9 protein-coding genes are annotated in these 14,431 nt (G+C 42.9%); all 9 read left to right on the plus strand.

Annotation, left to right across the window (positions count from 1 at the left end; translation table 11 throughout):
* The first annotated feature begins 70 nt into the window (after positions 1-70).
* Complete coding sequence (gene rplK, locus GQR53_RS10860) at positions 71-499, plus strand: 50S ribosomal protein L11 (RefSeq protein ID WP_024603865.1); 429 nt, start codon at positions 71-73, stop codon at positions 497-499.
* Positions 500-502: 3 nt separating this feature from the next.
* Positions 503-1,207 carry a 50S ribosomal protein L1 gene (gene rplA, locus GQR53_RS10865; protein WP_002958880.1) on the plus strand — a complete coding sequence of 235 codons (705 nt, stop codon included), beginning with the start codon at positions 503-505 and terminating at the stop codon, positions 1,205-1,207.
* 323 nt (positions 1,208-1,530) lie between these two features.
* Positions 1,531-2,025 (plus strand): 50S ribosomal protein L10, encoded by a 495-nt coding sequence (gene rplJ / locus GQR53_RS10870; RefSeq protein ID WP_002958881.1) that lies wholly within the window; start codon positions 1,531-1,533, stop codon positions 2,023-2,025.
* Between the two features lie 76 nt (positions 2,026-2,101).
* Complete coding sequence (rplL, locus tag GQR53_RS10875) at positions 2,102-2,464, plus strand: 50S ribosomal protein L7/L12 (RefSeq protein WP_002958882.1); 363 nt, start codon at positions 2,102-2,104, stop codon at positions 2,462-2,464.
* Positions 2,465-2,735: 271 nt separating this feature from the next.
* A complete protein-coding gene (rpoB, locus tag GQR53_RS10880) occupies positions 2,736-6,761 on the plus strand; it encodes a DNA-directed RNA polymerase subunit beta (protein ID WP_024597281.1) in 4,026 nt (1,341 codons plus the stop codon).
* Positions 6,762-6,865: 104 nt separating this feature from the next.
* Positions 6,866-11,041, plus strand: coding sequence for a DNA-directed RNA polymerase subunit beta' (rpoC, locus tag GQR53_RS10885; protein WP_165743938.1), 4,176 nt, complete (start codon positions 6,866-6,868; stop codon positions 11,039-11,041).
* A gap of 194 nt (positions 11,042-11,235) precedes the next feature.
* Positions 11,236-11,610 carry a 30S ribosomal protein S12 gene (gene rpsL / locus GQR53_RS10890; protein WP_002958885.1) on the plus strand — a complete coding sequence of 125 codons (375 nt, stop codon included), beginning with the start codon at positions 11,236-11,238 and terminating at the stop codon, positions 11,608-11,610.
* A 97-nt stretch (positions 11,611-11,707) separates the two neighbouring features.
* On the plus strand, positions 11,708-12,178 hold the full coding sequence (gene rpsG, locus GQR53_RS10895) for a 30S ribosomal protein S7 (RefSeq protein WP_010555004.1): 471 nt from the start codon (positions 11,708-11,710) through the stop codon (positions 12,176-12,178).
* A 27-nt stretch (positions 12,179-12,205) separates the two neighbouring features.
* Positions 12,206-14,320 carry an elongation factor G gene (fusA, locus tag GQR53_RS10900; RefSeq protein WP_002958887.1) on the plus strand — a complete coding sequence of 705 codons (2,115 nt, stop codon included), beginning with the start codon at positions 12,206-12,208 and terminating at the stop codon, positions 14,318-14,320.
* Positions 14,321-14,431 lie beyond the last annotated feature (111 nt).

Below are 14,431 nucleotides of genomic sequence, written 5' to 3' on the forward strand. Positions count from 1 at the left end.
AACTGGGAAGCCGTTAGAGTACGCGTCCTCGCGCGCACAAGGCTGAGACCCACCAAATGAGGTATTTATAATGGCTAAAAAAGTTGAAGCTCTAATCAAGCTACAAGTTGCCGCTGGTATGGCTAATCCTAGTCCTCCAGTAGGTCCTGCACTAGGTCAACACGGTGTAAACATCATGGAATTCTGTAAAGCGTTTAACGCACGTACAGAGTCTATCGAAAAAGGCGCTCCAGTTCCTGTAGTGATCTCTGTTTACGGTGACCGTTCATTTACGTTCGACATGAAAACGCCACCTGCTGCTTACTTACTTAAGAAAGCTGCTGGTATCAAGTCAGGCTCAGGCCGTCCTAACACTGATAAAGTAGGCACAATAACTCGTGCTCAACTTGAAGAAATTGTTGAGACAAAACGAACTGACCTTACAGCTGCCGATATGGACGCAGCGGTTCGCACTATCGCAGGTTCTGCGCGTGCGATGGGCTTGAACGTAGAGGACTAAGAAATGGCTAAATTAACTAAACGTATGCGTACTATCCGCGAAAAAGTGGAAGTAACTAAAGATTACGAAATCAATGAAGCAGTTGCTCTTTTAAAAGAGTTAGCAACAGCTAAATTCGTAGAAAGTGTTGACGTTGCCGTTAACCTTGGTATCGATGCTCGTAAATCTGATCAAAACGTTCGTGGTGCGACTGTACTACCTAACGGTACTGGTCGTGACGTTCGTGTTGCTGTATTCACACAAGGCGCTAATGCAGAAGCTGCAAAAGAAGCCGGTGCTGAATTAGTAGGTATGGAAGATCTTGCTGAACTAGTTAAAAAAGGCGAGATGAACTTTGACGTTGTTGTTGCATCACCAGACGCTATGCGTGTTGTTGGTCAACTAGGTCAAATCTTAGGCCCACGTGGTCTAATGCCAAACCCTAAAACTGGTACTGTAACGCCTAACGTTGCAGAAGCAGTTAAAAATGCTAAAGCAGGTCAAGTACGTTACCGTAATGACAAAAATGGCATCATCCATACTACTATTGGTAAGGTTGATTTCACTGCAGAGCAGTTACAACAAAACCTTGAAGCTCTAATTGTTGCGCTTAAGAAGGCTAAACCTTCTCAAGCTAAAGGTGTTTACTTGAAGAAAGTAACTATCTCTACAACAATGGGCGCAGGTGTTTCTGTTGACCAAAACACTTTAAGCACTATTGTTGCTTAATTGAGTGTTTACATGGCGTGAAATTTGTACTATAATTTCGCGCCATTTTGTTGATTAATTTATTAATTTGCAAAGTAAAGAATTCGGGTTGAAGTCCATAATTTCGTTAAGCCTTCGGGGTTAACGATAAATTGGGCTTCCGTCCAAGACCGTAGGTGGCTTCGGCCTTAATATTCACCTACGTAGACGGTGTAGACCCCAGATAGATTTTTCCTAATCCTTCTGGCTCTCGCCGTAAAAAGCATCTCTACCTTGTTTGGTAGGGAAGAGTAGAACAGGGGAATCCGATAATCGGTACCCCCATTAAACCAGGAGTAACACCCATGGCTTTAAATCTTCAAGGCAAAAAAGCAATAGTTGCTGAAGTCAACGAAGCAGCCAATGGTGCTCTATCTGCAGTTGTTGCAGATTCTCGTGGTGTAACAGTTGGCGCAATCACTGCCCTTCGTAAAGAAGCTCGTGCAAATGGTGTTTGGATGAAAGTTGTCCGTAACACTTTAGCAAAACGTGCTCTTGAAGGAACAGATTTTGAGTGTCTTTCTGATTCATTTGTTGGTCCAAGCTTAATCGCTTTCTCATCAGAGCACCCAGGTGCTGCTGCGCGTATCTTTTCAGATTTCGCGAAAAAGAATGAGAAATTCGAGCTTAAAACGGCCGCTTTTGAAGGAAATGTTGTTGATGCAGCAATGCTTGCTACATTACCTACATACGATGAAGCTGTTGCACGCTTAATGAGTGCTATGAAAGAAGCGTCTGCTGGCAAATTGTGTAAAACAATTGAAGCAGTACGTGTACAGAAAGAAGAGCAAGCTGCTTAATTTTAAGCTGTTTAATCTCACTTTCGGTGTAAAATTTATTTGGACTTAATGTCCGTTAATTATTAGGAAATTTGTAATGTCTGTATCTAAAGACCAAATCCTTGACGCAATTGCTGAAATGTCAGTAATGGACGTTGTTGCTCTTATCGAAGCAATGGAAGAAAAATTCGGCGTAACTGCTGCAGCTGCAATGGTAGCTGGTCCAGCTGCTGAAGCTGCTGAAGAGAAAACAGAATTTGACGTAATCCTTACTGGCGCTGGCGCTAACAAGGTTTCTGCAATCAAAGCTGTTCGTAGCGCAACTGGCCTTGGCCTTAAAGAAGCGAAAGCTCTTGTTGAAGCTGCTCCTACACCTGTTAAAGAAGGTGTATCTAAAGAAGAAGCTGAAGCACTTGCAAAAGATCTTACTGAAGCTGGTGCTGAAGTTGAGGTTAAGTAATTTAGCTTTTGCTAAGTTCGCTGCCTGAGAAATCAGGCAAGGGCTGGTGATTATTTAATCACCGGCCTTTTTGCGCTATAGAGTGATGCACTCTTTTAGTTCAAATAAAATCTGATTTTTTCTTTACTTTCAACGCTTTATAGTTTGCTAGTGTTAAAGTGGGATCTAATTAGAACAACAGTTAAATGTTGTAAAATCTTGGCATAGCTGCCAGTTAAGTCTGTTCTTACAAGAACAGGTCGGGTCAAAGATCAGCAAGCTGAGGAACCCCATGGCTTACTCTTATTCTGAAAAGAAACGTATCCGTAAGGATTTTGGTAAACGTCCACAAGTTTTGGATATACCTTTTTTACTGTCTACACAGTTAGAATCGTTTAAAAAATTCTTAGTGCCGGACGCTGATGGCGATCATGGTTTGGAAGCTGCCTTCCGTTCTGTGTTCCCTATTAAAAGCTACTCGGGAAATTCTGAGCTTCAATACGTAAGTTACCGTATTGGTGAGCCAGTTTTCGATGTAAAAGAATGTCAAATTCGCGGTGTGACTTATTCTGCTCCACTTCGCGTGAAACTGCGTCTTGTTGTTATGGACAAAGAAGCACCAGGCACAGTTAAAGACATTAAAGAGCAAGAAGTTTACATGGGCGAAATTCCGCTCATGACAGATACCGGTACTTTTGTAATCAATGGTACAGAGCGTGTTATCGTTTCTCAGCTACACCGTAGCCCTGGTGTATTCTTTGATAACGACCGCGGTAAAACCCATTCATCGGGTAAAGTATTATATAACGCACGCGTTATACCTTACCGTGGTTCATGGTTAGACTTCGAATTTGATGCAAAAGATAACTTATATGTACGTATTGACCGCCGTCGTAAATTACCGGCGTCTATCATCCTACGTGCACTAGAGTATTCTAGCGAAGAAATCCTAGATATGTTCTTCGATAACACTACGTTTGAAGTAACGAATGGTAAAGTTCTTATGGAACTTGTACCTTCGCGTTTACGTGGTGAAACTGCCGCTTTTGATATCAAGAGCGAAGACGGTGAAGTATTTGTTGAAAGCGGTCGTCGTGTTACGGCTCGCCACATCAAGAGCATCGAGAAGAAAGGCATTAAGCAATTAGAAGTACCACATGAGTACATCATTGGCCGTATTGTAGCTAAAAACTATGTTGATGAGTCAACTGGTGAAGTTATTGCAAATGCAAATGACGAGCTAACTCTAGAGCTAATGGCTGAATTGGTTAAAGCCGGTCACACTAAAATTGATACGTTATATATCAATGAAGTGGACAGCGGTGCTTACATGTCAAATACATTGAACATTGACTCTTCAAGCAGCCGTTTAGAAGCACTAGTAGAAATTTACCGCATGATGCGCCCAGGCGAGCCACCGACGAAAGACGCGGCTGAAGCCTTATTCCAGAACTTGTTCTTCTCTGAAGAGCGTTATGACTTATCTACTGTAGGTCGTATGAAGTTCAATAGCCGTGTTGGTTACGATACAGACACAGGCCCAGGCACATTAAGCAAAGAAGACATCGTGTCTGTTATGAAAGTATTAATTGCTATTCGTAACGGTCAAGGCGATGTTGATGATATCGATCACTTAGGCAACCGTCGTATACGTAGTGTTGGCGAAATGGCTGAGAACCAATTCCGTGTTGGTCTAGTACGTGTTGAACGTGCTGTACGTGAGCGTTTAAGCTTAGGTGACCTTGACGCGATAATGCCACAAGATCTTATTAACGCTAAGCCTATTTCGGCAGCGGTTAAAGAGTTCTTCGGCTCGTCTCAGTTATCACAGTTTATGGACCAAAATAACCCACTATCAGAAGTTACGCATAAACGTCGTATCTCTGCATTAGGTCCGGGCGGTCTAACTCGTGAACGCGCAGGCTTTGAAGTACGAGACGTTCACGTAACTCACTATGGTCGCGTATGTCCAATCGAGACTCCTGAGGGTCCAAACATCGGTCTAATTAACTCGTTGTCTACGTACGCACGTACAAATGACTACGGTTTCTTAGAAACACCTTACCGCAAAGTGGTAGATGGTGTTGTAACTGATGAAGTTGATTACTTATCAGCCATTGAAGAAGGTCAGTTTGTTATCGCACAGGCGAACTCAAACTTAACTGAAACCAATGAGTTTGTTGATGAACTTATTCCATGTCGTCACAAAGGTGAATCTACCTTTATGGGTCGCATGGACCAGCAGTATATGGATGTATCACCACAACAGGTGATCTCTGTAGCGGCAGCACTTATCCCGTTCCTAGAACACGATGATGCTAACCGTGCATTGATGGGTTCAAACATGCAACGTCAAGCAGTACCAACATTGAAAGCGGATAAACCGTTAGTAGGTACTGGTATTGAGTTAACACTAGCGAAAGACTCTGGTGTAACTATCGTTGCTAAACGTGGTGGTGAAGTAATGTATGCTGACGCAAGTCGCATCGTTGTAAATGTACATGAAGAAGAACGCATCCCTGGTGAAGCGGGCATCGACATCTACAACTTAACCAAATACACACGTTCTAACCAAAATACATGTATTAACCAAAAACCAACTTGTATGGTTGGCGAACCGGTTACTCGTGGTGACGTGTTAGCAGATGGTCCTTCGACTGACTTAGGTGACTTAGCCCTTGGTCAAAACCTTCGCGTGGCATTCATGCCATGGAACGGTTACAACTTCGAAGATTCAATCTTGTTATCAGAGCGCGTAGTTGAAGAAGATCGTCTAACGACTATCCATATTCAAGAACTACAGTGTGTTGCCCGTGATACTAAATTAGGTCCTGAAGAGATCACTGCAGATATCCCGAATGTGGGTGAGTCTGCGCTAGGCAAGCTTGATGAATCAGGCGTTGTATATATTGGTGCTGAAGTTAAAGGCGGCGATATCCTAGTAGGTAAAGTGACTCCTAAAGGCGAGACACAGCTTACACCTGAAGAGAAGCTACTACGTGCTATCTTCGGCGAAAAAGCGTCTGACGTTAAAGACAGCTCTTTACGTGTACCAAACTCTGTAACTGGTACTGTAATTGACGTGCAAGTTTTCACCCGTGATGGTGTTGAAAAAGATAAACGTGCGTTAGAAGTTGAAGATATGCAGCTTCGCGAAGCGAAGAAAGACTTCAACGAAGAGTTCCGTATTTTAGAAGCAGGCGTTTTAGACCGTGCACGCAAGCTACTTATAGCTGCTGGTTTTGATGAAGAAAAACTTGCATCTCTTAATGCTGAAAAAGTACTTACGCAAAGCCTTGCTGAAGAAGACAAGCAAGCTGAGCTTGAGCAACTAGCTGCACAGTACGATGAGCTTAAAGCTGAATACGATAAAAAGTTTGAAAACAAACGTCGTAAAATTACCCAAGGTGATGATTTAGCACCAGGCGTACTTAAGATTGTTAAAGTATACCTAGCTGTTAAACGTCGTATCCAACCGGGTGATAAAATGGCGGGTCGTCACGGTAACAAAGGTGTTATCTCGACTATCGTACCAGTAGAAGATATGCCTTACGATGACAAAGGTCGTACGGTAGATATCGTATTGAATCCACTAGGTGTACCATCGCGTATGAACATCGGTCAGATCCTTGAAACACATATGGGTCTTGCTGCACGTGGTATCGGTGAACGTATTGAAGAGATGATGAAAGAACAACGTGAGCTTCATGAGCTGCGTGAATTCATCAAGCAAGCTTACGAAATTGGTGAATCTCGCCAAGTTGTAGACATTGCTAGCTTCACTGATGACGAAATTCGTCGTCTAGCTGAAAACTTAAAAGGTGGTTTACCAATAGCTACTCCTGCATTTGATGGCGCGAAAGAAAGCGAAATCAAAGACATGCTTGAGCTTGGTGGATATCCTCGAAGTGGTCAGGTTACACTTTATGATGGCCGTACTGGCGATCAGTTTGAACGTCAAGTAACTGTTGGTTACATGTATATGCTTAAACTTAACCACTTGGTTGACGATAAGATGCACGCACGTTCTACTGGTTCTTACAGCCTTGTTACTCAGCAGCCGCTGGGTGGTAAAGCACAGTTCGGTGGCCAGCGTTTTGGTGAGATGGAAGTATGGGCACTTGAAGCTTACGGTGCTGCTTACACTCTACAAGAAATGCTAACAGTGAAATCGGATGACGTGAACGGTCGTACTAAGATGTATAAAAACATCGTTGATGGTAACCATAAAATGGAACCAGGTATGCCAGAATCGTTCAACGTATTGTTGAAAGAAATCCGCTCACTGGGTATCAACATCGAGTTGGAAGAAAATTAAGCCAATTAGATGCTGCAGTTAACGCTGCAGCATCTGTTACGGCTGAATAGAATGTAGGGACGAGACTATCCGTCCTCAAGATTAACTCCGACAGGAGAGCTAAGGTGAAAGACTTACTTAAGTTTCTGAAGCAACAAAATAAGACCGAAGAATTCGATGCAATTCGCATTGGTCTTGCTTCACCAGACATGGTTCGTTCATGGTCATACGGTGAAGTAAAGAAACCTGAGACTATTAACTACCGTACTTTCAAGCCTGAGCGCGACGGCTTATTCTGTGCCCGTATTTTCGGCCCAGTGAAAGATTATGAGTGTTTATGTGGTAAATATAAACGCCTTAAACACCGTGGTGTGATCTGTGAAAAGTGTGGCGTTGAAGTAACACTCACTAAAGTGCGACGCGATCGTATGGGTCATATCGACCTTGCGAGCCCAGTTGCACATATATGGTTTTTAAAATCATTACCGTCACGTATTGGCTTAATGCTAGATATGACGCTTCGTGATATTGAACGTGTTCTTTACTTCGAATCATTCGTAGTAACTGAGCCTGGTATGACAACGCTTGAGCGTGGTCAACTATTAGGTGAAGAAGAATACTTAGATTCACTAGAAGAGCACGGTGATGAATTTGAAGCGAAGATGGGTGCTGAAGCAGTTTTAGACTTGCTTCGTGAACTTGATCTTGCTCAATTAATTGCTGAGATGCGTGAAGAGTTACCAACAATTAACTCTGAAACTAAGCGTAAAAAAATCACTAAACGTCTTAAGTTAATGGAATCGTTCCACCAATCAGGTAATAACCCTGAGTGGATGATCATGACAGTACTTCCAGTATTGCCACCAGATCTACGCCCATTAGTACCATTAGACGGTGGTCGTTTTGCGACATCTGATCTAAATGACCTTTACCGTCGTGTTATTAACCGTAATAACCGTCTTAAGCGTCTACTAGATTTAGCAGCACCAGACATTATTGTACGCAACGAAAAACGTATGTTACAAGAAGCGGTAGATGCGCTACTTGATAACGGTCGTCGTGGTCGTGCAATTACAGGTTCTAACAAACGTCCTCTTAAATCTCTTGCTGATATGATCAAGGGTAAGCAAGGTCGTTTCCGTCAGAATCTACTTGGTAAGCGTGTAGATTATTCAGGCCGTTCTGTTATCACAGTAGGTCCTACACTTAAGCTTCACCAATGTGGTCTTCCTAAGAAGATGGCACTTGAGCTATTCAAACCATTTATCTATGGTAAATTAGAGCGTCGCGGCATGGCTACGACAATCAAAGCAGCTAAGAAGATGGTTGAACGTGAAGTTCCGGAAGTATGGGATGTACTTGACGAAGTAATTCGTGAACATCCAGTATTACTTAACCGTGCACCAACACTTCACCGTTTGGGTATCCAAGCGTTTGAGCCTGTGCTTATCGAAGGTAAAGCGATCCATTTGCATCCATTAGTATGTGCGGCGTACAACGCCGATTTCGATGGTGACCAAATGGCGGTACACGTACCGTTAACAATCGAAGCGCAGCTTGAAGCTCGTGCATTGATGATGTCAACAAACAACATTCTATCTCCTGCGAATGGTGAGCCAATCATCGTTCCTTCACAGGATGTTGTATTGGGTCTTTATTACATGACTCGTGACCGCATTAACGCTAAAGGCGAAGGCGCGATATTTAAAGATCCAAAAGAAGCAGAAAAAGCATACCGCAGTGGCAATGCTGACCTTCACGCAATCGTGAAAGTACGTATTAGCCAATCAGTTAAAAACGAAGACGGCATAGTAGAAGACACTGTTACTGTAATCGATACAACTGTTGGTCGTGCAATTCTATCTTTAATTTTACCTAAAGGTATGCCGTTTGAGTCAATCAACCAAGCATTAGGTAAAAAGCAGATTTCTAGCTTATTGAATGAATGTTACCGTCGTCTAGGTCTTAAAGACACTGTTGTTTTTGCTGACCAAGTTATGTACACCGGTTTCCATTATGCAATGAAATCAGGTGTTTCTATCGGTATTGATGACTTAGTTATCCCACCGGTTAAAGCACAGATCATTGAATCAGCTGAAGCTGAAGTTACTGAAATCAACCAACAATTCCAATCAGGTCTTGTAACGGCTGGTGAAAAGTACAATAAAGTTATCGATATCTGGTCACGTGTAAACGAAAACTTGTCACGTGAGATGATGGCTAACTTGTCAAAAGACACAGTTATTAATGCTAAAGGTGAAGAAGTAGAGCAACCGTCATTTAACTCAGTGTTTATGATGGCCGACTCAGGTGCTCGTGGTAGTGCTGCACAGATTCGTCAGTTGGCGGGTATGCGTGGTCTAATGGCACGTCCAGATGGTTCAATCATCGAGACGCCAATCACAGCTAACTTCCGTGAAGGTCTAAACGTACTTCAGTACTTCATCTCAACGCATGGTGCGCGTAAAGGTCTTGCCGATACTGCACTTAAAACAGCTAACTCGGGTTACCTAACGCGTCGTCTAGTAGACGTTGCACAAGATTTGGTAATCAACGAAGATGATTGTGGCACAGAAGATGGCTTAACAATGAAACCGCTTATTGAAGGTGGTGATGTTGTAGAAGCACTTCGTGAACGTGTTCTTGGTCGTGTTGTTGCTGAAGATATTGTAATTCCAGGTACTAATACTGTACTTGTTGAGCGTAATATCATGCTTGACGAAAAACTGTGTGACCTTTTAGAAGAGCACTCAGTGGATGAAGTTCGCGTACGTTCTGTTATCACATGTGATAACGACTTTGGTGTATGTGCTAAGTGTTATGGTCGTGACCTTGCACGTGGTCATATCATCAACGCGGGTGAATCAGTAGGTGTTATCGCGGCGCAGTCAATCGGTGAGCCGGGTACACAGCTTACGATGCGTACATTCCACATCGGTGGTGCGGCATCAAGAGCGTCAGCTGAAAATAATGTACAAGTTAAAACTAACGGTACATTAAAACTTCATAACGCTAAATATGTATTAAATACAGATGGTAAGATTGTTATTACCTCACGTTCTACTGAGATCACTATCATTGATAGCTATGGTCGTGAAAAAGAACGTTATAAAGTACCTTACGGTGCGGTATTAACAGTGCAAGACAATGCTGAAGTTCAAGGTAACGACATCGTTGCTACTTGGGACCCGCATAGTCACCCAATCGTTCTTGAGCATAAGTCAAAAGTATCGTTTAGCGACATCGATGACTCAAATACTGAAGCACAGACTGATGAACTAACAGGTTTAACCCGTGTAGTTGTTAAAGATCTTGCTAAAGTAAATACTAAAGAACCTAAGCTTATCATTGAAAGTGAAGAGCGCGGTCTGCAAGAAACACGTCTTCCTTCATTCACTACGATTGAAGTTATTGACGGCGTTACAGCAAACCCTGGTGACGTGTTAGCACGTATACCACAAGAAGGTTCGAAAACTCGTGATATCACGGGTGGTCTACCACGCGTAGCCGACTTATTTGAAGCGCGTAAACCTAAAGAGCCAGCTATCTTAGCTGAGATCACAGGTACTATTAGCTTCGGTAAAGAGACTAAAGGTAAGAAACGTTTAGTTATTACTCCAGCTGAAGGTGATCATTACGAAGAAATGATTCCTAAGTGGCGTCAACTTAACGTGTTTGAAGGTGAGCAAGTGTCTAAAGGTGAAGTTATCGCCGATGGTCCTGAATCGCCGCATGACATCTTACGCCTACGTGGTGTGACTCATGTTGCTAACTACATCGTTAACGAAGTGCAAGAGGTTTACCGTTTGCAAGGCGTTAAGATCAATGACAAGCACATTGAAACAATTATCCGTCAGATGATTCGTAAATGTACCATTATACACGGCGGTGATACTGACTTCTTAGCCGGTGAACAAATCGAAGTGGCGCGCGTTAATATCGCAAACCGTGACCTTGAAAAACAAGGTAAGATACCAGCTAAGTTTGAAATCCAGTTAATGGGTATCACAAAAGCATCACTAGCAACAGAATCTTTCATCTCTGCAGCGTCTTTCCAAGAGACAACACGTGTTCTTACAGATGCGGCAGTGAATGGTAAGAGCGATGAGCTTCGCGGTCTTAAAGAAAACGTAATTGTGGGTCGTTTGATCCCAGCCGGTACCGGTTTTGCGTATCATCAAGAACGTATGGCTCGCCGTAAACAAAGCAAAGTAGTAGTAGAAGAGCAAACAGTAAGTGCAGAAGAGGCGACTCAAGCACTTACAGACGCTCTAAATGCTGATTTGTCTGGAAATCAATAAACTGTTCTTAATCAATAGATTAAGTGATCGTAAGGCAGTTATATGCTGTCTTACGATTAGTTTAGGTTGACAGGTTAAACTTTGCTCATTAAAATTCCGCCACCCATTTACTTGTGTGCTTAATGCAGGCTCGTAAATAAAGGGCGGATTTTTTATTTTTTTCAGTAGTAATTTTAATTTCAGGAGCTATTTAAATGGCAACTATTAACCAGCTAGTGCGTAAGCCACGCCGTAGCAAGGTTACGAAAAGTAACTCAGCTGCACTAAAAGCGTGTCCGCAAAAGCGCGGTGTATGTACTCGCGTATATACAACTACACCTAAGAAACCAAACTCGGCGTTACGTAAAGTAGCACGTGTACGTTTAACTAACGGTTTCGAAGTAACTTCATACATTGGCGGTGAAGGTCATAACCTTCAAGAGCATAGTGTAATCCTAATCCGTGGTGGTCGTGTTAAAGATTTACCAGGTGTGCGTTTTCACACTGTTCGTGGTGCACTTGACTGTGCAGGCGTTAGCGATCGTCGTCAAGCTCGTTCTAAATACGGTGCAAAACGCCCTAAAGGGTAATTGTATTCCGTTAGTAAGGCCAAGCACTAAATATTTATAATTATTGTTTTGGGTGATTGACTCGAAAGAGCAAACCTGAATAAACCGGAGATACAAAATGCCTAGAAGACGCGTAATCGGTCAACGTAAAATTCTTCCAGATCCTAAGTTCGGATCGGAACTTCTTGCTAAATTCGTTAACATCGTGATGTTAGACGGCAAGAAATCTACTGCTGAAAAAATTGTTTATGGTGCGCTAGACGTGGCTGCTGAGAAATCAGGCAAGTCGCACCTAGAAATCTTTGAAACTGCACTTGATAACATCCGCCCACAGGTAGAAGTTAAATCTCGCCGTGTTGGTGGTTCAACTTATCAAGTACCAGTTGAAGTACGTCCAGTTCGTCGTAACGCATTAGGTATGCGTTGGTTAGTAGACGCTGCACGTAAGCGTGGCGAAAAATCTATGGGCTTACGTTTAGCTCAAGAAATCGTTGACGCTTCTGATAATAAAGGCACTGCGGTTAAGAAACGTGAAGACGTTCACCGTATGGCTGAAGCGAATAAAGCATTCGCTCATTACCGTTGGTAATCTGTCTTTAACCTTTAAGAGGATCATATGGCACGTACAACTCCACTTGAGCGCTATCGTAATATAGGTATTGTTGCTCACGTAGATGCAGGCAAAACCACCACAACAGAACGTGTTCTGTTCTACACAGGTCTTTCTCATAAGATCGGTGAAGTACATGATGGCGCTGCAACTATGGATTGGATGGAGCAGGAACAAGAGCGTGGTATCACAATCACTTCTGCTGCAACAACGTGTTTTTGGAAAGGGATGGACGCTCAATTTGACGCCCATCGTATCAATATTATTGATACTCCAGGACACGTAGATTTCACTATCGAAGTAGAGCGTTCTTTACGCGTATTAGATGGTGCGGTAGTTGTTCTTTGTGCTTCATCTGGTGTACAGCCGCAAACTGAGACAGTTTGGCGTCAAGCGAACAAATACGAAGTTCCGAGAATGATCTTCGTAAATAAAATGGATCGCACGGGCGCAGACTTCTTAGCAGTGGTCAGCCAGGTGAAATCTCGTCTTGGAGCAACGCCTGTTCCAATTCAGTTGCCTGTAGGCGCTGAGGACGACTTTAAAGGTGTTATTGACCTTATAAAAATGAAAGTGATTAACTGGAACGAAGCGGACCAGGGTATGACTTTCTCTTATGAGGCAATACCGGCAGAACTTCTGGAATTAGCTGAAGAATGGCGCGCTCATTTAGTTGAAAGCGCTGCTGAAGCAACAGAAGAACTAATGGATAAATACTTAGAAGGTGAAGAGTTAAGTGAAGCAGAAATTAAAAATGCTTTACGCCAACGAACATTAGCAAATGAGATTGTTCCAGTTACTTGTGGTAGCGCATTTAAAAACAAAGGCGTTCAAGCTGTGCTTGATGGCGTTGTTGAATATATGCCGTCACCAGAGCAAGTGAAACAAATCCAAGGTATCTTAGAGAATGGTACTGAGGAAGAACGTCCAGCTAATGATAAAGCGCCGTTTGCTGCACTCGCATTTAAGATTGCAACAGACCCGTTCGTTGGAACCTTGACCTTTTTCCGTGTTTACTCTGGTACTGTTAAACAGGGTGACACGGTATATAATCCAGTAAAAAGTAAGCGTGAGCGACTTGGCCGTATCGTACAGATGCATTCAAACTCTCGTGAAGAGATCAAAGAAGTTTTCGCAGGCGACATCGCGGCAGCTATTGGTCTTAAAGACGTAACAACAGGTGAAACACTGTGTGATCCGAATTCTATTATTACGCTTGAGCGTATGGAATTCCCAGAACCAGTAATCTCTATTGCGGTTGAGCCCCGCACTATAGCTGACCAAGATAAGATGGGTATCGCACTAGGTAAACTAGCTGCTGAAGATCCTTCTTTTCGCGTACAAACTGACGAAGAATCAGGCCAGGTTATAATCTCTGGCATGGGTGAACTTCACCTAGATATCATCGTCGACCGTATGAAACGTGAATTCAGTGTTGAATGTAACGTTGGTAAGCCGCAGGTCTCATACCGAGAAGCTATTCGTTCAACTGTTAAGGTTGAAGGGAAGTTTATACGTCAGTCAGGTGGTCGTGGCCAATATGGACACGTTTGGATTAAACTTGAACCGATGGATATTACGGATGATGAGTCACCAATTTACGAGTTCGTTAACGAAACCGTAGGTGGTTCAGTTCCTAAAGAATTCGTTCCTGCGGTAGACAAAGGTATCCAAGAGCAAATGTCTCAAGGTGTACTGGCAGGCTACCCATTACTTGGCGTTAAAGCGACTTTATATGATGGTTCATTCCATGATGTAGATTCGAATGAAATGGCATTTAAAATAGCAGGTTCACTGGCAATGAAAAACGGGGCGCTTGAAGCTAACCCTGTACTTTTAGAGCCAGTAATGAAGGTTGAAGTACTCACTCCTGATTCAAATATGGGTGATGTAGTTGGCGACTTAAACCGTCGCCGCGGCATAATCGAAGGCATGGAAGATGCATTAGGTGGACTTAAGCAAATTAATGCGCAAGTTCCTCTTTCTGAAATGTTTGGTTATGCAACTGCTTTACGATCTGCAACACAGGGCCGTGCCTCATACTCTATGGAGTTTGTGAAGTACGCTGAAGCCTCTAAAAATGTCGCAGATACAATAATTTCAGCTCGCGCTGTTATATAATTTTAGCTTGTCTGGCTCAATAGTGAGTCAGGCTTTAATTTCTTTATTAGGAATTTTTTAAGATGGCAAAAGAAAAGTTTGAACGCGTAAAACCGCACGTAAACGTTGGTA

Origin of the sequence: Pseudoalteromonas sp. Z9A6, assembly GCF_011378805.1 — a bacterium.
Lineage (GTDB): Bacteria > Pseudomonadota > Gammaproteobacteria > Enterobacterales > Alteromonadaceae > Pseudoalteromonas > Pseudoalteromonas distincta.